Source organism: Salmonella sp. 32120201201600049SM (assembly GCF_017572835.1).
GTDB lineage: Bacteria > Pseudomonadota > Gammaproteobacteria > Enterobacterales > Enterobacteriaceae > Salmonella > Salmonella enterica.
Genome location: NZ_JAGESA010000003.1, coordinates 214429 through 236177, shown reverse-complemented (window position 1 = coordinate 236177; position 21749 = coordinate 214429). Strand labels below are relative to the sequence as shown.

Annotated in this window: 18 protein-coding genes and 6 tRNA genes; 12 read left to right on the top strand and 12 right to left on the bottom strand. The window is 51.4% G+C overall.

The window, feature by feature from the left end; translation table 11 throughout:
- Nucleotides 1–468: 468 nt before the first annotated feature.
- Both lpxP and ypdK read left to right on the top strand, forming a co-directional pair.
- Nucleotides 469–1389, top strand: coding sequence for a kdo(2)-lipid IV(A) palmitoleoyltransferase (gene lpxP, locus J4650_RS09525; RefSeq protein WP_000484431.1), 921 nt, complete (start codon nucleotides 469–471; stop codon nucleotides 1387–1389).
- 402 nt (nucleotides 1390–1791) lie between these two features.
- Nucleotides 1792–1863, top strand: a complete 72-nt coding sequence (gene ypdK, locus J4650_RS09520) for a membrane protein YpdK (protein WP_010723117.1) — start codon at nucleotides 1792–1794, stop codon at nucleotides 1861–1863.
- A 49-nt stretch (nucleotides 1864–1912) separates the two neighbouring features.
- Here ypdK and alaC read toward each other — a convergent pair whose 3' ends face one another.
- Together alaC and glk are read right to left on the bottom strand one after the other, a co-directional pair.
- Nucleotides 1913–3151 (bottom strand): alanine transaminase, encoded by a 1239-nt coding sequence (gene alaC, locus J4650_RS09515; RefSeq protein ID WP_000763118.1) that lies wholly within the window; start codon nucleotides 3149–3151, stop codon nucleotides 1913–1915.
- A gap of 721 nt (nucleotides 3152–3872) precedes the next feature.
- Complete coding sequence (gene glk, locus J4650_RS09510) at nucleotides 3873–4838, bottom strand: glucokinase (protein ID WP_000170376.1); 966 nt, start codon at nucleotides 4836–4838, stop codon at nucleotides 3873–3875.
- A gap of 203 nt (nucleotides 4839–5041) precedes the next feature.
- On the opposite strand from glk, the gene J4650_RS09505 reads away from it, so the two are divergent.
- The gene (locus J4650_RS09505) at nucleotides 5042–6277 is read left to right on the top strand and encodes an ion channel protein (RefSeq protein WP_000468920.1); all 1236 of its coding nucleotides are present in this window, start codon (nucleotides 5042–5044) and stop codon (nucleotides 6275–6277) included.
- Between the two features lie 19 nt (nucleotides 6278–6296).
- Here the strand turns inward: J4650_RS09505 and J4650_RS09500 are convergent, their stop codons facing one another.
- A complete protein-coding gene (locus J4650_RS09500) occupies nucleotides 6297–7949 on the bottom strand; it encodes an alpha-keto acid decarboxylase family protein (RefSeq protein ID WP_001180860.1) in 1653 nt (550 codons plus the stop codon).
- Nucleotides 7950–8128: 179 nt separating this feature from the next.
- Here J4650_RS09500 and mgrA point away from each other — a divergent pair, with 179 nt between their 5' ends.
- Both mgrA and ypeC read left to right on the top strand, forming a co-directional pair.
- Nucleotides 8129–9127 carry an L-glyceraldehyde 3-phosphate reductase gene (gene mgrA / locus J4650_RS09495; protein WP_000640293.1) on the top strand — a complete coding sequence of 333 codons (999 nt, stop codon included), beginning with the start codon at nucleotides 8129–8131 and terminating at the stop codon, nucleotides 9125–9127.
- Between the two features lie 113 nt (nucleotides 9128–9240).
- A complete protein-coding gene (gene ypeC, locus J4650_RS09490) occupies nucleotides 9241–9567 on the top strand; it encodes a DUF2502 domain-containing protein YpeC (protein ID WP_000490091.1) in 327 nt (108 codons plus the stop codon).
- A gap of 60 nt (nucleotides 9568–9627) precedes the next feature.
- Here ypeC and J4650_RS09485 read toward each other — a convergent pair whose 3' ends face one another.
- Entirely contained in the window at nucleotides 9628–10869 is a 1242-nt protein-coding gene (locus J4650_RS09485; protein WP_000131734.1) for an Nramp family divalent metal transporter, read from the bottom strand.
- Nucleotides 10870–11211: 342 nt separating this feature from the next.
- On the opposite strand from J4650_RS09485, the gene nupC reads away from it, so the two are divergent.
- The gene (gene nupC, locus J4650_RS09480) at nucleotides 11212–12414 is read left to right on the top strand and encodes a nucleoside permease NupC (RefSeq protein ID WP_000376347.1); all 1203 of its coding nucleotides are present in this window, start codon (nucleotides 11212–11214) and stop codon (nucleotides 12412–12414) included.
- A gap of 52 nt (nucleotides 12415–12466) precedes the next feature.
- On the opposite strand, the gene J4650_RS09475 is transcribed toward nupC, so the two are convergent.
- The 3 genes from J4650_RS09475 to J4650_RS09465 all read right to left on the bottom strand — a co-directional run bounded on the left by J4650_RS09475 (nucleotide 12467) and on the right by J4650_RS09465 (nucleotide 15040).
- On the bottom strand, nucleotides 12467–14656 hold the full coding sequence (locus tag J4650_RS09475) for a sensor domain-containing phosphodiesterase (RefSeq protein WP_001112941.1): 2190 nt from the start codon (nucleotides 14654–14656) through the stop codon (nucleotides 12467–12469).
- A 190-nt stretch (nucleotides 14657–14846) separates the two neighbouring features.
- Nucleotides 14847–14922, bottom strand: a tRNA-Ala gene (locus J4650_RS09470).
- A gap of 42 nt (nucleotides 14923–14964) precedes the next feature.
- Nucleotides 14965–15040 (bottom strand) — tRNA-Ala (locus J4650_RS09465).
- Nucleotides 15041–15261: 221 nt separating this feature from the next.
- Between J4650_RS09465 and J4650_RS09460 the strand changes: the two genes are divergently transcribed.
- Complete coding sequence (locus J4650_RS09460) at nucleotides 15262–15624, top strand: YfeC-like transcriptional regulator (RefSeq protein WP_000472034.1); 363 nt, start codon at nucleotides 15262–15264, stop codon at nucleotides 15622–15624.
- A gap of 1 nt (nucleotide 15625) precedes the next feature.
- Entirely contained in the window at nucleotides 15626–16018 is a 393-nt protein-coding gene (locus J4650_RS09455) for a YfeC-like transcriptional regulator (protein WP_000826514.1), read from the top strand.
- A gap of 53 nt (nucleotides 16019–16071) precedes the next feature.
- Here J4650_RS09455 and gltX read toward each other — a convergent pair whose 3' ends face one another.
- Nucleotides 16072–17487, bottom strand: coding sequence for a glutamate--tRNA ligase (gltX, locus tag J4650_RS09450; protein ID WP_000695623.1), 1416 nt, complete (start codon nucleotides 17485–17487; stop codon nucleotides 16072–16074).
- A 258-nt stretch (nucleotides 17488–17745) separates the two neighbouring features.
- On the opposite strand from gltX, the gene J4650_RS09445 reads away from it, so the two are divergent.
- From J4650_RS09445 to J4650_RS09430, 4 genes are all read left to right on the top strand, one after another.
- A tRNA-Val gene (locus tag J4650_RS09445) sits at nucleotides 17746–17821 on the top strand.
- Nucleotides 17822–17866: 45 nt separating this feature from the next.
- Nucleotides 17867–17942 (top strand) — tRNA-Val (locus J4650_RS09440).
- A gap of 43 nt (nucleotides 17943–17985) precedes the next feature.
- Nucleotides 17986–18061: transfer RNA gene (locus J4650_RS09435), tRNA-Val, on the top strand.
- A 4-nt stretch (nucleotides 18062–18065) separates the two neighbouring features.
- Nucleotides 18066–18141, top strand: a tRNA-Lys gene (locus J4650_RS09430).
- Between the two features lie 163 nt (nucleotides 18142–18304).
- On the opposite strand, the gene J4650_RS09425 is transcribed toward J4650_RS09430, so the two are convergent.
- From J4650_RS09425 to xapA, 4 genes are read right to left on the bottom strand one after another with little or no spacing between them, the layout of a single operon-like run.
- Nucleotides 18305–19189 carry a LysR family transcriptional regulator gene (locus J4650_RS09425; protein WP_000438890.1) on the bottom strand — a complete coding sequence of 295 codons (885 nt, stop codon included), beginning with the start codon at nucleotides 19187–19189 and terminating at the stop codon, nucleotides 18305–18307.
- A 51-nt stretch (nucleotides 19190–19240) separates the two neighbouring features.
- Nucleotides 19241–19399, bottom strand: a complete 159-nt coding sequence (locus tag J4650_RS09420) for a DUF1427 family protein (RefSeq protein ID WP_000658727.1) — start codon at nucleotides 19397–19399, stop codon at nucleotides 19241–19243.
- Nucleotides 19400–19457: 58 nt separating this feature from the next.
- Nucleotides 19458–20714 (bottom strand): nucleoside permease, encoded by a 1257-nt coding sequence (locus J4650_RS09415; RefSeq protein ID WP_000513241.1) that lies wholly within the window; start codon nucleotides 20712–20714, stop codon nucleotides 19458–19460.
- Between the two features lie 54 nt (nucleotides 20715–20768).
- Nucleotides 20769–21602, bottom strand: coding sequence for a xanthosine phosphorylase (gene xapA, locus J4650_RS09410; RefSeq protein ID WP_001119760.1), 834 nt, complete (start codon nucleotides 21600–21602; stop codon nucleotides 20769–20771).
- Nucleotides 21603–21749 lie beyond the last annotated feature (147 nt).

Below are 21749 nucleotides of genomic sequence, written 5' to 3'. Positions count from 1 at the left end.
CACTTCTCCTTTAAGATAAACCTTATCAGCCCGTCATTTCCATAACATTTATCTCACATTTTATTTTTTTAATCATTTTTCAATGACCTTCGTCTGAAATAAAATTATCACTGTAAAAACAATGCATTAAAAATAATGATTAGCTTATTTTTGCTACGGGAGAAATATTTACGCTTCTTGATAAAGAATTTCTGGGCGCGAGTAAATAACTGGTGGTACATTAGCCTGCCTGGCGTTCATGCCCTCGTGGTTTAGTACTGACTTAGTTTTACACTCCTTACGGGAACCATTGTCGTACATGATGGCCTAACTATACGTAAATCATTCAAGTTACCCTGATGAGCTTACTCAAGTAAGTGCTTCGGATAAGCGAACGCAACTTGAAGGATGATGCGTATTTCAGAGTGTACCGCTGCGGATAATGACTCTTCTGCGATACATTATTTTCGTATCTACAGAAGGTATTTTATGTTTCCTCAAAGCAAATTTTCACGCGCGTTTTTGCACCCGCGCTACTGGCTGACGTGGTTTGGCGTTGGCGTCCTCTGGTTACTGGTGCAGCTTCCCTACCCGGTTTTGCGTTTTCTGGGCACCCGCACCGGTAAGCTGGCGCGCCCCTTCCTGAAGCGACGTGAGTCGATCGCCCAGAAAAATATTGAACTCTGTTTTCCGACCCTCTCCCGGGAAGAAAGGGAAAAACTGATCGCCGAGAATTTCCACTCTCTTGGCATGGCGCTGCTTGAAACGGGCATGGCCTGGTTCTGGCCTGATAGCCGGGTTCGCAAATGGTTTGATGTGGACGGGCTGGACAACCTTACCCGTGCGCAGGCGCAAAATCGCGGCGTAATGGTCGTTGGCGTGCATTTTATGTCGCTGGAATTGGGAGGCCGGGTAATGGGTCTCTGCCAGCCGATGATGGCGACCTATCGTCCGCATAACAATCCGCTCATGGAGTGGGTGCAGACGCGCGGTCGTATGCGCTCAAATAAAGCGATGATCGGCAGAAACAATCTGCGCGGCATTGTGGGCGCGCTAAAAAAAGGGGAAGCCGTTTGGTTTGCTCCCGACCAGGACTACGGCCCTAAAGGCAGCTCCTTTGCGCCATTTTTCGCGGTTGAAAACGTCGCCACCACCAACGGCACCTATGTACTGTCCAGGCTGTCTGGCGCCGCCATGTTGACCGTTACAATGGTAAGGAAATCCGATAACTCGGGTTATCGTCTGTATATTACCCCTGAAATGGAAGGTTACCCGGCAGATGAAAATCAAGCCGCTGCCTATATGAATAAAATTATTGAGAAAGAGATCATGCGCGCCCCGGAGCAATATCTCTGGATCCATCGCCGTTTCAAGACTCGCCCGTTGGGGGAAGCGTCACTCTACATCTGAAAAAGGCCGCAAGGCCTTTTATTTTGGCATTTCGCATTGTCATAATATTCATATCGTAAATTACTCATTCCTGCTTTTAGCGATAAGTCTCCTGTTTACAGGCGATTTTTTACTGTGTCGGCGGCGTCGCTCAATAGCGATTCATCACTGTCAGAAATTAAACTGTCGCCGATTCCCGACACTTGTAAGTTACTAAAAGTAAATAAGAAAATGCCTCTTGTTTCACCTCATTTTTAGGCGTACATTAGCGCCGTCTGGAGCGATGACGCGCAGAATTCTGAGGTGATGCAGGCGGTCGAAACACGAATAATTCTCAATTTCGTATTGTCCGGCATCAACTCTCTATAATCAGGTAAGTGTAAGTTCATTTAGGCGTACGACAGGTACGCGGAGAGATGAAACGTGAAATATTTCTTTATGGGCATTTCATTTATGGTCATCGTTTGGGCCGGTACTTTCGCCCTGATGATTTAAAAGTACAATGCAAAGAAAAACAGGAGCCATAGGGCTCCTGTTTGCTTTTCTACTCCGTGCTCGCCTCAACGGGTTTTGGATGTGACGGCAGCACGCCATCGGCGCGGAACATCGCTTTAATCCCTCTGACGGCCTGGCGAATGCGGTCGCGATTCTCTATTAATGCAAAGCGTACATGGGTGTCGCCATAATCACCAAAGCCTATCCCTGGAGAAACGCAAACCTTCGCCTCATTCAGCAGCTTCTTGGCAAACTCAAGCGATCCCATCGCCGCATATTGCTCCGGGATTTTCGCCCAGACGTACATTGAGGCTTTCGGCATTTCAACCATCCAGCCCGCCTCATGCAGCCCCTTCACCAGCACATCGCGACGACGTTTATACTGCTCGGCGATATCGCGCACGCACTGCTGATCGCCTTCCAGAGCGGCGATAGCCGCCACCTGAAGCGGGGTAAAGGTGCCATAATCGTGATAACTTTTAATGCGCGCCAGCGCGCTGACCAGGGTTTTATTGCCCACCATAAACCCAATACGCCAGCCCGCCATATTATAGCTTTTCGACAGTGTGAAAAATTCGACCGCCACGTCGCGCGCGCCAGGCACCTGCATAATGGATGGCGCTTTCCAGCCGTCGTACACGATATCGGCATACGCCAGATCGTGCACCACCAGCACATCATAACGTTTAGCCAGAGCAACCACTTTTTCAAAAAATTCCAGTTCGACGCACTGGGCCGTAGGGTTAGATGGAAAACCCAAAATCATCATTTTCGGTTTCGGATAACTTTCGCGAATAGCGCGCTCCAGCTCGTTGAAGAAATCCACCCCCTCTACCAATGGAACCGAACGCACCTGCGCCCCGGCGATAACTGCGCCATAGATATGAATCGGGTAACTGGGGTTCGGCACCAGAACCGTATCGCCATGATCCAGCGTCGCCAGCATTAAATGCGCCAGTCCCTCTTTGGAACCGATGGTCACAATCGCTTCGGTTTCCGGATCGATATCGACATCATAACGTTCCTGATACCAGTGAGAAATCGCGCGGCGTAAACGCGGTATGCCGCGAGACGTGGAATAACCGTGCGTATCCGGACGCTGCGCGACGGTGCAAAGTTTTTCGACAATGTGGGGAGGGGTTGCGCCATCAGGATTACCCATACTGAAATCAATAATATCTTCACCGCGCCGACGCGCAGCCATTTTGAGTTCAGCGGTGATGTTAAAAACATAGGGCGGAAGGCGATCGATACGCGTAAAGCGACGTTCAGGGCGGAAGTCAGCCATAATATCCTCAGATTAACGTTAGCGCCCGGACCGTCCGAGCGACGCTGCCACGATGGTGGCTCCTTTAGAAAATAGCCTGAAAATTTTCTTCCTGTCGAGAGGCTAATGAAAATATTTTTTAGCGACGAAAAAAGAGGAACAAGCGTAAAAATTTACCTTTTAAGCATGTCAGTTATAGCATCAAACAAATCATATTATTAACAACTTGATATCATTGAATTTACCTAATGTGGTGCAGCCGACGATAATTTCCTGTCAATAAACCTTATCTCAAATAATCCCCTTTTGATTTTGTGGTTTTTCCTCTTTAACCAAAATCCTTACTAATGATAATGGTATTCGATCATGTTATATTGCTGTGTTTTTCAGGGACATTTCCCCGAAAATGAGGATCCTTTCCAGCAAGATGCCGCGATGAAACCGTAAATAAGGCAGCGAACCGGATACGTATAGTAAAATAAATCCCTGTTTTCGCCTGACTAACCGCCATGACATGATGACTCAACGCGCTGGTGTTTGACCTTTCGCTCAGCAAAAGTAAAGTGAAATAATTCAGTCAGTTGAAGCATTCATGCACAGGAAAGGCAATGAAAAAAACGCGTGAGGCACGCGGTTTGAGACTGACAAGAGAATGTTTAATTGCCTGATGACGCTGCGCTTATCAGGCCTACAGATGACACACTATTGTAGGCCGGATAAGGCGTTTATGCCGCCATCTGACTTATAGAATATGGCCTAATGTCTGGCGCAGATGCGCGCCGGAGCCTAACAAGCCAGGGTTATCATGGACAATCAGATAGACCGGAATACCGTGTACATAATCTTTAAAGCGGCCTTTATCTTCAAAGCCACCACGGAAGCCAGACGCTTTAAAAAATTCCAGGAAGCGCGGGACAATACCGCCAGCGATATAAACGCCGCCAAATGTCCCCATGGTTAACGCCAGATCGCCGCCAAATCGCCCCATGATGACGCAAAAGAGCGACAACGCGCGGCGACAATCGATACAGTTATCCGCCAGGGCGCGTTCGGTAATATCTTTCGGGCGCAGATTTTCCGGCAGACGGTTGTCGGACTTAACAATCGCCCGATAAAGATTCACCAGCCCCGGGCCAGACAGCACGCGCTCGGCGGAAACGTGGCCAATTTCGGCGCGCAATATTTCCAGAATCATAGCTTCTTCTTCGCTATTAGGCGCAAAATCGACATGCCCGCCTTCGCCCGGAAGGCTAATCCAACGCTTATCCACATGCACCAGATGCGCCACGCCCAAGCCGGTTCCCGCGCCATACACCGCAATAGGTTTGCCGTCTACCGGTTCGCCGCCGCCGAACTGAATTAAATGCTCTTTTTTCAGCATCGGGATCGCCATCGACACGGCGGTGAAATCGTTGATGATTTCCAGATGGCTAAAGCCGAGATTTTTTTTCATTTCCGCAATAGAAAAAGCCCAGGTATGGTTAGTCATCGCTACCCAGTCACCGGTAATCGGGCAGGCTATGGCGATACAACCATCTTCCACGCTGACGCTATGCTCATCGAGATAAACGCGCACCACGGCCTCAAGACTGGGATAATCCAGGCCGGAATACGTTTTGGCCTGCGAGATTTCTCCACTGGCGATATCACACAGGGCAAGACGCGCATTCGTGCCGCCTACATCTCCTACTAAAGCATACTTTGTCATTCTTCTACTGCTCCGCTAAAGTCAAAATAAGTCTTTGTCACACTGTAAATTCATGGGGGCATAACAACAACGGCCATCAGGCTGACTGCCTATAAATATAGATCTTCATCACAGAATTACTTTCTTGTTTCAGCACCAATTGCAGCAATGCCGTCGGGCAGGCTGTGCAAAATAGGTATACGACCCCGTGTAAGGAAGAGATTATGTTCCACCCGCGTGCCCGAACGATGCTGCTGCTGTCGCTCCCCGCGCTGATTATTGGCGTAGCGTCAAGCCTGGTTTTAATCGCGGCGATGAAAGTCGCGTCGGTTTTTCAGCAATTTCTTTGGCAACGACTGCCCACCAGCATCGGCATCGCTTATGATTCGCCGTTCTGGATAGTGGGTATGCTCACGCTAACCGGGATCGTGGTGGGTTTGATTATCCGTTACAGTCCCGGACACGCTGGCCCCGATCCGGCCATCGAACCGTTAATCAGTATGCCGGTCTCGCCATCTGCGCTACCCGGGCTGCTTCTCGCCTTAATCATCGGCCTTGCTGGTGGGGTAAGTTTGGGGCCAGAGCATCCGATAATGACAATAAATATCGCGCTGGCGGCGGCTTTCGGCTCCCGCCTGTTTCCGCGTATCACGGCGTTAGACTGGACGATTCTGGCCTCAGCGGGCACCATCGGCGCGCTGTTCGGCACGCCCGTCGCCGCAGCGCTGATTTTTTCGCAAACCCTTAGCGGCTCTAACGATATTCCCATGTGGGATCGCCTGTTTGCGCCGTTAATGGCGGCAGCGGCGGGGTCACTCACCACCAGCCTGTTCTTTCATCCGCATTTTTCGTTACCCATCGCCCATTACACGCAGATGCGGCTGGTGGACATTGCCAGCGGAGCGATCGTCGCGGCGATCGCCATTGCCGCCGGGATGGTCGCCGTCTGGTGCCTTCCGCGTCTGCACGAGTTGCTGCACCGACTGAAAAATCCGGTTCTGATTCTCGGCATTGGCGGTTTTATACTGGGTATTCTGGGCGTCATTGGCGGGCCGCTTACCCTGTTTAAAGGACTGGACGAAATGCAACAAATGGCGTTTAGCCAGACGTTGGGCGCGGGAGATTATTTTACCTTAGCCGTCGTCAAACTCGCCGCGCTGGTCATCGCGGCGGCGAGCGGCTTTCGCGGCGGGCGCATTTTTCCGGCTGTGTTTATCGGCGCGGCGCTGGGGCTCATGCTCCATGCCCATGTTGAGGCCGTACCCGCGGCGATTACCGTCTCCTGCGCGATTCTTGGCTTAGTGCTGGTAGTGACGCGCGACGGCTGGCTCAGTCTGTTTATGGCGGCAGTCGTCGTACCGGATACCAATCTGCTGCCGCTGCTCTGCATTGTGATGCTCCCCGCCTGGCTATTGCTGGCGGGAAAACCGTTGCTGGCCGCCAACCGTCACGAACCCTAATCCGGCGCAGCGGGGGCCATTATCCCCCGTTGCGGGCTTCCAGCGCCCGGGTCACGGTACGCAGTAATTCCGGCAGATCGGCTTTTGGCAACATCACTTCAATAAATGACAGACGTTGTGGGCGCGCCAGACGTTCGAGGACCTCTGCCAGTTGGATAGCCTGCGTCACCCGCCAGCACTCCGCCTGTTGCGCCGCGTTTAGCGCCGGTGGTATCTGCGTCCAGTTCCAGCTCGCGATGTCGTTATACCGCTGGGCCGCGCCGTGAATGGCGCGCTCTACGGTATAGCCGTCATTGTTGAGCAGCAGGATGACCGGCGCCTGCCCGTCGCGTAACATCGAGCCCATCTCCTGAATCGTGAGCTGCGCCGCGCCATCGCCGATAATCAGAATCACCCGCCGATCGGGACAGGCGGTTTGCGCGCCAAACGCGGCGGGCAAGGAATAGCCGATAGACCCCCACAGCGGCTGTACCACAACTTCCGCGCCGTCAGGAAGCGACAGCGCGGCAGCGCCAAAGGCGGCGGTCCCCTGGTCGACAAGGATAATATCGCCGGGTTTGAGATACTGCTGTAAGGTTTGCCAGAAGCTTTCCTGGGTCAGTTCTCCCTTATCAATCCGCACTGGCTGTCCGGCGGAACGCGTCGGCGGCGGCGCAAAAGCGCATTCCAGGCACAGTTCGCGCAGCGTAGACACCGCCTGCGCCATCGGGAGGTTGAACCAGGTTTCGCCGATGCGCGACGCGTAAGGCTGAATCTCCAGCGTGCGTTCCGTCGGTAATTGTTGGGTAAATCCGGCCGTAAGGGTATCGACAAAACGGGTGCCGACGCAGATAACCCTATCGGCGTCCTCTATGGCCTGACGCACTTCTTTGCTGCTGGCGCCTGCGCTATAGGTGCCAACGAAGTTCGGGTGCTGTTCATCAAAAAGCCCCTTCCCCATCAGTAGTGTCGCATGAGCGATGGGCGTTTCCGCCATCCAGCGCTGCAACAGTGGTCGTAAACCAAAACGCCCGGCAAGAAAGTCGGCCAATAGCGCAATGCGCCGACTGTTCATCAGGCACTGACGGGCGTGGTAACGAAAAGCCGTCTCCACGCCGCTTTGCGCTTCATGCACGGGCAACGCCAGCGCCTGCGTAGGCGGGATGGCCGTTTTTTTCGCCACATCGGCGGGCAACATGATGTATCCTGGCCTGCGTGCGGCAAGCATTTCACCCAACACGCGGTCAATCTCGAAACAGGCGTTCTGTTCATCTAATATTGCGCTGGCAGCGGATATCGCCTGGCTCATGCGATAAAAATGACGAAAATCGCCGTCACCGAGGGTGTGGTGCATCAATTCGCCTCGCTGCTGCGCAGCGCTACAGGGCGCGCCGACGATATGCAAGACCGGGACATATTCCGCGTAACTGCCCGCGATACCGTTAATAGCGCTAAGTTCTCCCACGCCAAAGGTAGTGAGTAGCGCTCCAGCGCCCGACATGCGCGCATAGCCGTCCGCGGCATAAGCGGCGTTCAGCTCATTGGCGCATCCCACCCAACGTAGGGTCGGGTGGTCAATCACATGGTCAAGAAACTGCAAGTTATAATCGCCCGGTACGCCAAAAAGATGGCCAATGCCGCATCCTGCCAGTCTGTCCAGCAAATAGTCGGCCACGGTATAGGGGTTTTGCATGACAGCTTTCCTTCTGACGTTGACATTATGTTGAGTATTAAGGAATGGCGATGGCTGTCCAGCACGACGGGGATGAAAGCCTGGAAAACAATGTTTACAGCGGCAAACAGTAAAAGCCGGATACCGCCTGGCAAGTGTAACCGTATACACTATTTATTCACGCCACAGGGGGAAAGGTCATGATTTATCAGCCCGATGAGAATCGTTATCACACAATGGAGTATCGTCGCTGCGGACGCAGCGGCGTCAAACTTCCCGCTATTTCGCTGGGGTTATGGCACAACTTCGGCGATACGACACGGGTAGAAAATAGCCGGGCGCTGCTGCAACGCGCGTTCGATCTGGGCATTACCCACTTTGATCTCGCCAATAATTATGGGCCGCCGCCGGGCTCCGCAGAATGCAATTTTGGCCGCATTCTGCAGGAAGATTTTTTACCGTGGCGTGATGAATTGATCATCTCCACCAAAGCGGGCTACACCATGTGGGATGGCCCTTATGGCGACTGGGGTTCACGGAAATACCTTATCGCCAGCCTCGATCAAAGCCTGAAACGTATGGGGCTGGAGTATGTCGATATCTTTTATCACCATCGTCCCGATCCCGAAACGCCGCTTAAAGAGACGATGAAAGCGTTAGATCACCTTGTGCGCCACGGCAAAGCGTTGTACGTGGGGATCTCTAACTATCCTGCCGATCTGGCCAGACAAGCTATCGATATTCTGGAGGATCTCGGCACGCCTTGCCTGATTCATCAGCCTAAATATTCGCTTTTTGAGCGTTGGGTAGAGGACGGGCTGCTGGCGCTGTTGCAGGAAAAAGGCGTCGGCAGTATTGCCTTCTCGCCGCTGGCGGGCGGGCAGCTCACTGACCGTTATCTGAATGGCATTCCGGAAGATTCCCGCGCGGCGAGCGGAAGCCGTTTCCTTAAACCAGAACAGATTACCGCCGACAAACTGGAAAAAGTTCGCCGGTTGAATGAACTGGCCGCGCGACGGGGCCAAAAATTGTCTCAGATGGCGCTCGCCTGGGTGCTGCGTAACGATAACGTTACCTCGGTACTGATTGGCGCCAGCAAACCGTCGCAAATCGAAGACGCCGTGGGAATGCTGGCCAATCGCCGTTTTTCAGCGGCGGAATGTGCAGAAATTGACGCTATTCTGGAGGGCCGGTTTTAGCAAAAAATGCTCTCCTTCATGATTTAAGAGTTAAGGCGATGAAACAAATCTTTACTGCTTTGTAATATTGCATTAACAGGCCGGCGACGGCTCGATCGTGAAGGAGAGAAAGTATGTTCAGGTCACTGATTCTGGCGGCAGCCTTGCTGGCTTTTACACCGCTTGCCGCGAATGCGGGCGAAATCACCCTGTTGCCCTCAATAAAATTACAGATTGGCGATCGCGATGATTACGGTAACTACTGGGACGGTGGTCGCTGGCGCGACCGTGATTACTGGCACAATCATTATGAATGGCGTAAAAATCGCTGGTGGCGCCATGACAACGGCTATCATCGCGGCTGGGATAAGCGTAAAGCGTATGAACGCGGTTATCGGGAAGGCTGGCGCGATCGCGACGATCATCGCGGGCGAGGCCGGGGTCACAAACATCATCACTAAGCCTCCTGCTGAATAACAGCCCGATGACGTTCACGCATCGGGCCTGCTATCTTTCTGTCTTTATGACAACCCCATCACCGTTCCAACCAGCAACCAAATATTCAGGGCGACGACCAGCACGACAATTATCCAGCCAATCTGTTTTACTCGCCGCGTGTTCACCAGCTCGCCCATTAGCGTAGCGTTACTGGTGAAAATCAGGAGCGGCACCAGCGCCAGCGCAATACCAAAACTCAGCAGCACCTGACTCATCACCAGAATTCGGGTAGGGTCCAGCCCCATCAAAATCACAATAAATGAGGGCAGCATGGTAATGGTGCGCCGTACCCACAGCGGAATGTGAAAACGGACAAACCCTTGCATCACCACCTGCCCCGCCAGAGTCCCTACCACAGTGGAGGAAAGCCCTGCAGCTACCAGACTAAGACCAAACACCGTTGCCGCCGCATGGCTTAGTAACGGTTCCAGCGTCAGGTATGCCTGATCGAGGTCGGCGATGCCGGTGTGGCCGCTAAAATGAAACGCCGCCGCGGCGGTCGCCATCATTGCAAGATTGACAAAACCGGCAATCGTCATAGCAATAGCGACATCCCATTTCGTTGCTGAGTACCGTTGTTGCCGCGTTCCGCCGTGCAGATGCTGTGTTAATGACGAGTGCAGATAAATCACGTGCGGCATAATCGTCGCGCCAAGCACGCCGGCGGCTAAGAATACGGCTTCCGGGTTCGGCAGCGCCGGGATAACCATTCCTTTGCCGAGCTGCGCCATATCAGGCTGAGAGAAAAACAGTTCCACAATGTAAGCGGCGGCGACAAAAAGCAGTAAACCGCCGATGACTTTTTCAAGCGGTTTTTGACCGCGGCGTTGTAACATTAAAATCAGAAACGTCGCGATACCGGTCAATACCGCGCCCTGTAATAAAGAGACGCCCAGGATCAGCTTAAAACCTATTGCCGCGCCGATAAATTCAGCTAAATCGGTGGCCATCGCGATGATTTCCGCCTGTACCCAGTAAAACCAGACTACCGGGCGCGGATAATGGTCGCGAATTTGCTCCGCCAGGTTCTTGCCCGTGGCGATTCCGAGTTTTGCCGAGAGGATTTGAATCAGCATCGCCATCAGGTTCGCCCAGACCACCACCCAGAGTAGCTGGTAGCCAAAGCTGGCGCCGGCCTGAATATTGGTCGCGAAGTTACCGGGATCGATATAACCAATCGCGGCAATGAACGCAGGTCCCATTAATGCGAGCCTTAGCTTGCGCGCCGCCCGTCCGCTGCTATTCTCTACGCGATTGTCAGTCATCTTTTGCCTCAAAAACATAGCCTTTGCTATGTTTCATGCTATGTTTATTGATAATGATTATCAAGTGCATTTCAATGGGTACGGGTGATTACTTTGATAGTGTGAAACGATAGACCGATACGATGACGACCTGTATCAGAACAGTTTGGCTTAACATTACAAGATTAGCACACTGATATAACTTTTCATTTTCATATTCAGTACAGTAAAAGTGTATTACAGATCACTAATTTTGAATCTCGTCACAGGTCCTTATTATAGTGTGTGTTGGATCTCGTTTTCTTTACGGCTGTTGCATAGAATGTGCACGAAAATTAAACCTGCCTCATATTTGGAGCAAATATGGACCGCGTCCTTCATTTTGTCCTGGCGCTTGCCGTTGTTGCGGTACTCGCACTGCTGGTTAGCAGCGACCGTAAAAAAATTCGCATTCGTTACGTCATTCAGTTACTTGTTATCGAAGTATTACTGGCCTGGTTCTTCCTGAACTCGGATGTTGGCCTTGGCTTCGTAAAAGGTTTCTCCGAGATGTTTGAAAAACTGCTCGGATTTGCCAACGAAGGGACAAACTTCGTCTTTGGCAGTATGAACGATCAAGGTTTGGCGTTCTTCTTCCTGAAAGTATTGTGCCCGATCGTCTTTATTTCCGCGTTGATCGGTATTCTTCAGCATATCCGCGTTCTGCCAGTGGTCATCCGCGCTATTGGTTTCCTGTTGTCCAAAGTAAACGGTATGGGCAAACTGGAGTCTTTTAACGCCGTCAGCTCGCTGATCCTCGGCCAGTCTGAGAACTTTATCGCTTATAAAGATATCCTCGGCAAAATGTCCCGTAACCGCATGTACACCATGGCGGCGACCGCAATGTCTACCGTTTCCATGTCTATCGTGGGCGCGTATATGACCATGCTGGACCCTAAATATGTGGTCGCAGCGCTGGTTCTGAACATGTTCAGCACCTTTATCGTTCTGTCGCTGATCAACCCCTATGTCGTTGATGCCAGCGAAGAAAATATTCAGATGTCGAACCTGCATGAAGGCCAAAGTTTCTTCGAAATGCTGGGCGAGTACATTCTGGCAGGTTTTAAAGTGGCGATTATCGTCGCGGCGATGCTGATCGGCTTCATCGCGCTGATCGCGGCGCTGAACGCGCTGTTCGCAACGGTTACCGGTTGGTTCGGCTACAGCATCTCCTTCCAGGGCATTCTGGGTTACATCTTCTACCCGGTCGCATGGGTAATGGGCGTACCGTCCAGTGAAGCGCTGCAGGTAGGAAGTATCATGGCGACCAAACTGGTTTCCAACGAATTCGTGGCGATGATGGATCTGCAGAAAATCGCCTCTACCCTCTCTCCACGCGCTGAAGGCATTATCTCCGTCTTCCTGGTGTCCTTCGCGAACTTCTCTTCCATCGGTATTATTGCGGGCGCGATTAAAGGCCTGAACGAAGAGCAAGGCAACGTGGTTTCCCGTTTTGGTCTGAAACTGGTTTACGGTTCTACGCTGGTGAGCGTACTGTCCGCCTCTATCGCGGCGCTGGTACTGTAAGTCTGCGTTTAATGTAGAAACCGGGGAGCTATCCCCGGTTTTTTTATGCCGCTTATTTGCCTAACGGGCGCGGGCGGCCAATCAGATATCCCTGCAAACTGTGTACGCCAAGCTGCAATAGCAGATCGCGCTGCGCAGGCGTTTCAACAAACTCAGCCACGACGCTCAACGATTTCGCTTTCGCTAAATCAGTGATGGATTTCACGATCATCGCATCCAGGGAGTCCGTCAGAATATCTTTTACGAAACAACCGTCGATTTTAATGATGTCCGCCTTGAGGCGTTTTAGCCGTTCATAGTTTGCATAGCCGGTGCCGAAATCATCAATGGCGATTTTTAGGCCAAACTTACGCAGCTGGTTGATATTGTGCATACTGATTTCGGAATGAGAGAAGGCCTGTTCTTCAGTAATTTCGATGATGACCGAAGCAGGCGGGACGCCATAGCGTTTAAAAAGCTGCATAATGCGCGACGCCGTCTCTTTTTGCAGCAGCGTCAGCGGCATCAAATTAACCGAGAAACGCGCCCCCTGCTCCGCCGAAGGATGCGCGGACAACCATTGCAGGAGCGCTTCCATCACCTGCATATCAAACCGTACGCTCAGGTTAAACTGGGCGATAAGCGGAATGAACTGATTCGGCATCATGATACCGTCGTCGCACCGAAGCCGCGTCAGAATCTCGTCATACCCTTTTCCCTGCGCGTCGCGAATGGGTTGCGCATACAAAACCAGCGCGCCGCGCTCCAGCGCCTGACGGATTTTCTGCAACCGCAGCACCCGTTCCGTCGTCTGCCCGGAAGCGGCTTCAATACTCTGGGTCAGTGCAAGCACCCGACGATGCGAGCAGGATTGCTCCGCCAGCCAGCTTAATTGCCCCAACAGCGGTTGCAAGGTTTCCTGGCGACCATCGAATGTTCCCCACGATGCGCCGTATTCCATGTCCAGACCGGTATTGTTCCAGTAAATTTTGCGGTTATTAAGCACATTGAGCATATATTGCAGGCGGGCTTCCGTCTCCGGTCCCGTCAATACCAGCAATAATTCACTGCCCGGCAGATGGAAAATTTTCTCCTTTTCCAGCAGCAGCGGCTGCAACACGCGAAACACCTCGCGTTCGCAATGCACGCGCATCTGCATACCGTAATGACGGCTCAGAAATTCCAGGTTTTCCATGCGTAAATAACACACGCTTTGCCCGGCATCCTGTAAAAGAAACTGCTCCAGCGCACGCAGGTTAGGCAGTTGCGTCAACGGATCGGTCAATGCCTGCGAGTGCCACTGTCGATTCAACCATTCGCTACGCTGATTAATCCGCGCCATGTACAACAAACAAATACTAAAAGAAATGAGAACTGAAAGGATAAATGCCAGCGAATATTCTGAGCCCACGCCCTGCAGAAAATTGCGGTTATAGCTAAGCAGAAATAGCGCAGTGAGAGCCCAACTAAAATTCAATAGCGGATAACTGATTTTCCCCACGCCAATGGTAAATCCAATGAACAGGACTGGCACCAGATAGCCAGCAATATACTTTGTCTCGAAAGGCGTACACAGCACCGCTAATAGCGTCGCCAGAGTGGCAAACCAGAGAAGCGTAAACAGGCGTTTTTCTTTGGCGAGATAAGGAGCGACATCCCTCCGCCAGAAAATACGAATATAGTGCGGGCTGACTATCATCCGCAGCGGATAATAGAAAAAGAGGGTAAAAATAAGCGCGGCAGAAATCAGACTCAATAAATCAACAATCGAGAAAATAGCGGTGCCGGTGCCAAAGAAGGTAGAGATGGTCACCGGGAAAGCCAGGTAGTGCCCCGCCAGATGCATACTGATTTTTATGCCAAACGGCGTCATTAACCCTAACCAGAAAACGCGTAGCCAGATGCCTTGGTTGGGTATTCCGTAGCGCCAGCGCGCGCCCAGCTGCCAGCGTACGATAGCGCAAACCAGCAACACGGGAAACGTCTGGCAAAATAGCAGCACCATCGCCTGTGGCAGAGGTAAATGAAAATTCCATTCATTAGTCAACATCATTCCGCCTACCATCGGCGCGACGCCACGGCGGCCAAATAAAAACAGCACGGAAAACATGACGCAGAGCGGTAGCCAGGCCAGAAAGATGTAGCTGGAATCAATTGTGGCGCGGGGAGAAATGAGACGAGATAGCAGAATAGCCGGAACGGTCAGGCAGAAGGCCAGTAAGAATATTTTTATATTTTTTAATACGTTACACTTATCCGGCATTGCTTTAATGCTCACATCATTATATAAGGCGCATGAATAATAAGTATATTCGCATTATGAAGCAATCTAACAAAAGCTCATATTGACCGCAAAAGCAGCGGCAAACAAACGCACCTGAAGAGCAGATCAGAGGCCATAAATTTTGTGACAAAAAGCAAAAACCCCCGCTTTTCAGCGAGGGTTCGAATATTGGTGGAGCTAAGCGGGATCGAACCGCTGACCTCTTGCATGCCATGCAAGCGCTCTCCCAGCTGAGCTATAGCCCCATAGTGCTTTTACGTATACGCCAAATTTATCGGGAGTAAATTTGGTGGAGCTAAGCGGGATCGAACCGCTGACCTCTTGCATGCCATGCAAGCGCTCTCCCAGCTGAGCTATAGCCCCACTACGTAAAGCTTGTCGAGTTGACGGGCGGCATCATATGAATTCCCTCGGCATGTGTCAACGGCAAAATGAACTTGCCGAATTCAATCGCTGAAAAAGCATTCAAATAAAGGACATTGCGGCACAACTCGCATTCAGTAGTTAAACACGTCACGGTTTCGACTAAAATGGTGCTATAAAATGAACCACTAATTAACCCCACGACTATTCAGGGAATCGTTATGTTCAAGGAACGGATGACGCCAGAAGAACTCGCTAATCTCACCGGTTACAGCCGACAAACCATCAATAAATGGGTACGGAAAGAAGGCTGGGCAACATCGCCCAAACCTGGCGTCCAGGGCGGTAAAGCCCGTCTGGTTCATGTAAACGAACAGGTTCGTGAATATATCCGCAGCGCTGAACGTTCAGTTGACCATCACGCAGACACATTCACGCCTGCCAGCAACGCATCGCTTGAAGCGCTGCTCATGACGCTCGCCAAAGAGATGACCTCATCCGAGCAGAAACAGTTTACCTCTCTCCTCGTGCGTGAAGGGATTACCGGTTTGTTACAACGCTTAGGGATACGCGATAGCAAATAATATGAAAAGATTACGCAGTAAAATGACCACTGAAGAGCTGGCTGAATGCCTCGGCGTGGCCAGACAAACCGTCAATCGCTGGATCAGAGAACAACACTGGAAAACCGAAAAATTTCCCGGCGTCAAAGGCGGACGCGCAAGACTCATCCATATTGATGCCAGCGTGCGGGAGTTTATTCTCAATATTCCGGCTTTTCGCAAACTGCCTGCGTTTTATCAGGCGGAAGAGGCTTTCGCAGAATATGCGAACGCGGCGCACAGTCACGCTTATCGACAAATTATTGATGCCGTTGAAAATATGTCTGCTCAGGAACAGGAAAAACTGGCGCTGTTTTTATCGCGGGAAGGTATTCGCGGATTTCTGACGCGTTTAGGTATCAATGAGGCGGACTAACAAAGAATAAACGGCAGGCGTCTGCCCTGCCGTTTATTCTGTTTCAGCTGGCGTTACTGCTGACTTTCACGCTCGGCGATAAAGCCCAGCGCTTTGTTGATACGCTCAATGCTGCGGGTTTTACCAATCGCATGTACGGTGACATCCAGCGCAGGCGACTGCCCGGCACCGGTCACAGCCACACGCAGCGGCATCCCTACTTTACCCATCCCCACTTCCAGCTCATCCGCCGTTGCCTGAATCGCGTGGTGGACGTTTTCTGCTGACCAGTCCGTAATCGCCGACAGCTTGTCGCGCACCACTTCCAGCGGCTGACGCGCCACCGGGCGGAGGTGTTTTTTCGCCGCATCGGCGTCAAACTCACTGAAGTCTTCATAGAAGTAGCGGCAGCTCTGCGCCATCTCTTTCAGAGTTTTGCAGCGCTCACCCAGCAACTTCACCAGTTCAGCAAGCTGCGGGCCGTTACGGGTGTCGATATTTTCCTGCTCGATATGCCACTGCAAATGCGTCGCCACATATTCCGGCGCCAGCGTATTGATATAGTGGTGGTTCAGCCACAGCAGTTTATCGGTGTTGAACGCGCTCGCAGACTTGCTCACCGCACCGAGGGAGAACAGCTTGATCATCTCTTCGCGGGTGAAGATTTCCTGATCGCCGCTGGACCAGCCCAGACGCACCAGATAGTTCAGCAACGCTTCCGGCAGATAACCGTCATCGCGATACTGCATCACGCTCACCGCACCGTGGCGTTTAGACAGCTTTTTACCGTCGTCGCCGTTAATCATCGACACATGCGCGTACATCGGCACCGGCGCGTTTAACGCTTTCAGAATGTTAATCTGGCGCGGAGTATTGTTGATATGGTCTTCGCCACGAATCACATGGGTAATTTCCATATCCCAGTCGTCCACCACCACACAGAAGTTGTAGGTTGGGGAACCGTCGGTACGACGAATGATCAGATCGTCCAGCTCCTGATTGCTGAATTCGATCGGCCCACGGATCTGATCATCAAAAATAACGGAACCGTCCTGCGGGTTGGCAAAGCGCACCACACATGGCTCATCGTCGGCATGATGTTCGTGACTGTGACGGCAACGCCCGTCATAACGCGGCTTCTCGCCTTTCGCCATCTGATCTTCACGCAGTTGCTCCAGACGCTCTTTAGAGCAGTAGCATTTATAGGCTGTTCCCGCCTCCAGCATCTCGTCAATCACCGCGTTATAGCGATCAAAACGTTTGGTCTGGAAATATGGGCCTTCGTCCCATTCCAGGTTCAGCCAGTTCATACCATCCATGATGGCTTCAATGGCTTCCGGCGTGGAACGCTCAAGATCGGTGTCTTCAATACGCAGCACGAACTCACCGCCGTGGTGACGTGCGAAAAGCCAGGAATAAAGAGCAGTACGCGCGCCGCCGACGTGCAGATAACCTGTCGGGCTAGGCGCGAAGCGAGTTTTGATTTTCATGAAATGGCCTTACGTTTATAAAGATGCCGACAACCGGCAAATCCTGGAAAGATGAATAGCCTTGTATTCTATCACTGTGGCTTGATTCCTCAATGTTGATCAGGTCAGAACGCTGCGCTTTGCTATTTCCGTATAGAAATCATGCAGCGCGGGGTAATTCACGATCGTTTTGTTTAATTTTACGACGAACAAACAAAAACTTTAGAAAATGCGTTGACTCATTTTCAACTCTCCCTATAATGCGACTCCACACAGCGGGGGTGATTAGCTCAGCTGGGAGAGCACCTCCCTTACAAGGAGGGGGTCGGCGGTTCGATCCCGTCATCACCCACCAACTACTTTATGTAGTCTCCGCCGTGTAGATAAGAAATTGAGAAGTGGGTGATTAGCTCAGCTGGGAGAGCACCTCCCTTACAAGGAGGGGGTCGGCGGTTCGATCCCGTCATCACCCACCACTTTCTCGCCAGCTAAATTTCTTATTGTGTGAAGTACCGAAGTGGGTGATTAGCTCAGCTGGGAGAGCACCTCCCTTACAAGGAGGGGGTCGGCGGTTCGATCCCGTCATCACCCACCACTTCGGGTCGTTAGCTCAGTTGGTAGAGCAGTTGACTTTTAATCAATTGGTCGCAGGTTCGAATCCTGCACGACCCACCAATGTAAAAAAGCGCCCTAAAGGCGCTTTTTTGCTATCTGCGATATGGAAGATTCGAACCTGTCGCAGGTTCGGGTCTTGCCTGATGCGCTGCGCTTATCAGGCCTACAGACGACACCGCACACGTAGGCCGGATAAGACGTTAGTCGCCATCCGGCACAGACATTATACCGTCAACGCCGCCACCAGTTTCTCCAGTGCTGGCGTTGCCTGCTGCTGGTCATACACAATATACAAATCCGCCGGAATACGTTCCTCTAACGGACGGAACACCACACCCGGCCAGCTCATTTGCGCATAGCCATCAGCCATCAACGTAATCCCGATCCCCATACTGATCATCGCCAACACCGTTTGCGGCTCAACCACTTCCCGAATAATCATTGGCGAAAAGCCTGCCTGTTGGCATACACGTTGTAAAAATCCCCAATCAGAATGTACGGAAGGCAACGTAACAAAATATTCATTGCGCAACGCCGCCAACGGCACAGAATCTCTGGATGCCAGATCGTGATCTTCCGGAACTGCAACCATGAATGCAGATTCATGCAAACGTATGCTGGTAAAACCGACTGCTGGTTCGATAGCCATACGCCAGATCCCTGCATCAAGTTCCCGACGCTCTAACAACGCCATTTGCATACCGGGAGACTTTTCGCGAAAAAGTACTTCAACATTGGGATTTGCTTTCAAAAAGTGACGCATCGCAGGACGCATTCTTCCCCACAGCGCCGTACCAACCACACCCAGTTCAATGCGCCCCGCTTCACCGCGACCAATCTGCTCCACTCGCGCCAGCGCCTGATTTGCACTGGCTAACAAGCGACGTGACTCCTCCATTAAAACTTTCCCGGCATGGGTTAATGCAACGCTGCGGGAATGACGAATAAACAGCAATGTACCCAGTTGCTGTTCAAGTTCTTTGATATGGATACTCAAGGGAGGTTGTGACATATTTAACCGGGCAGCAGCCCGGCCAAAATGCAATTCTTCTGCAACAGCGAGGAAATAACGTAATAGCTTTAGATCAATACGATGGGCTCGTTCCATCACTATCGCACTCCAGGAATAAGGGATAACGTCTGGAATTTACCATATTACCTAGTAAAAAATAGATTTAACGACAAGATACCCAATATACATAAATACAATAGATAATACCCCGGGTAAAACATTTGGTGCGGGAATAGGTATACGGCATAAAGTAAAAAATGCGCCAATACCAAATCCAATACCGGAGGAGAGAATAATTTCTTTCATGCTGTGTCCTTGTTCATAAAAATGGACTGGCGAACATCCTCTCGCCAGTCAAATAAAATTAATGTGCTAATGATTTGGTCGACAGTTTTTCTGGATGGTGCTGATATTTAAAGAACAATGCAAAAATAACGGCCAATGCCAGAGCGTAGGCGGCAAAGACCAGCCAGATGGTTTGCCAATCTTTTACGCCATCAATAGAAAAATAATCCACGGCCATACCGCTTAAAAGAGACCCAATCCACGCCCCCACGCCGTTAACCATGGTCATAAACAACCCCTGCGCGCTGGCGCGAATACTTGAGTCCACCTCCTGCTCTACAAATACTGACCCTGAGATGTTGAAGAAATCAAATGCGCAGCCATAAACAATCATCGACAGCAGCAGTAGCACAAAGCCAAACGGGGATGGATCGCCAAAGGCAAAGAAGCCGAAACGCAGCGTCCACGCCAGCATACTCATCAGCATTACCGTTTTAATACCAAAGCGTTTAAGGAAGAACGGAATGGTGAGGATAAAGCCCACTTCCGCCATCTGCGAAACTGAAAGCAAGATAGAGGGATACTTCACCACAAAGCTGTCGGCAAACTCAGGATTACGGGCAAAATCATGCAGGAACGGATTACCGAAGACATTGGTAATTTGCAGCACCGCCCCCAACATCATCGCAAACAAAAAGAAGATTGCCATGCGTGGATTTTTAAACAGAACAAAAGCATCCAGTCCGAGCTTACTGGCAAGCGTGGTGTTCGCCTTCTTCTCGGCTACCGGAATTTTCGGTAACGTCAGCGCATACAGGGCCAGCAATAACGATGCGCCAGAAGCGATGTATAATTGCGCACTGCTCAGTTCCAGCCCCATCAGGCTCACCGTCCACATCGCAACAATAAAACCTATTGTGCCGAAAACGCGCACAGGCGGAAATGACGTTACCGGATCCTGACCTGCTTTCGCCAGACAGGAGTACGAAACGCTATTGGATAATGCAATCGTTGGCATATACGCCATCGCATTAACCAACATCACCCAGAACATCGTCTGGGGATCGGTAACGGTGGTGGCGTACAATAACGCCCCCGCGCAAACCAGATGGCAAAGCATGTAGGCTCGCTCAGCGCGCAGCCATTTATCAGCAATGATCCCCATAATGCCCGGCATGATAATCGCTGCCAGTCCTTTTGAGCTGTAGACCATACCGACATTCGCGCCGGTAAAATCCAGAGTGTTGATCATGTAAGAGCCTAGGGTAACCAGCCAGCTCCCCCAGATAAAATATTGCAAGAACGACATGACTTTTAAGCGGGACGTAATACCCATTTTTTATTCCTTGCCGTGAGATAAAGCCCCAATACGGGGCCGTAGTCATTGTGTTTAGGCCAGCTTACGTAAAAAGCCGCAAATCAGATTTATAAAGTTCTGCCGGGAAAGTTCAGCCGCCGCCAGCGTTTGCGCATGGGAGAGTTTTACATCGCCCAGCCCTTCCGCCAGATTGGTGATCGCTGAGACGGCAACAACTTTGAGGCCACAATGACGTGCGCTAATCACCTCAGGGACAACGGACATTCCGACCACATCGCCGCCAATAATCTGCATCATGCGGATTTCTGCCGCCGTTTCGAAGTTCGGACCCGGATAAGAAACAAATACGCCTTCAGTGAGGGGGAATCCCTCCTCTGCCGCAACGGACTGAAGCATGGCGCGATAATCTGCGTCATAAGCATTAGCCAGCGAGAAGAAGCGATCGCCATAACGATCATCGTTTGGCCCCACCATCGGCGTACCGGGCATCGTATTAATGTGATCGCTAAGCGCAACCAGGCTACCAGGCCCCACTTCCGGGCGCAGAGATCCTGCCGCATTGGTGCAGAACAACACTTCACAGCCCAGTAATTTCAACGTGCGAATGGCATCGGTCATCACCGCCATTCCACGCCCTTCATAAAAATGTCCGCGGCCTTTCATACAGGCCACCGGAACCCCCGCCAGATGGCCGAGCACCAGTTCACCAGCATGGCCGTGTACGGTGCTGACGGGAAATCCCGGCAATTTCTCGTAAGAAATGGCTACCGCATCTTCGATTTGGTCCGCCAGAGCACCCAACCCGGAGCCTAAAATAAACGCAACTCGCGGGGTAAATGCCGGTTTATGTGCATGAACAATATCAACACAATACTCAGGATTATGAGAAAAAAGAGCGTGAGGCATAAGTTTCCTTGTTCTATCGGATTTAATTTGACTCCTTTTTATAACGACCATCGCCCCTTGCTGACCAATACACTTTTCACGTGTCATCAATAGCCATTTAATATCGATAGATTTAGATCGCTTCTGTATTAATACAGAGGGAAAACA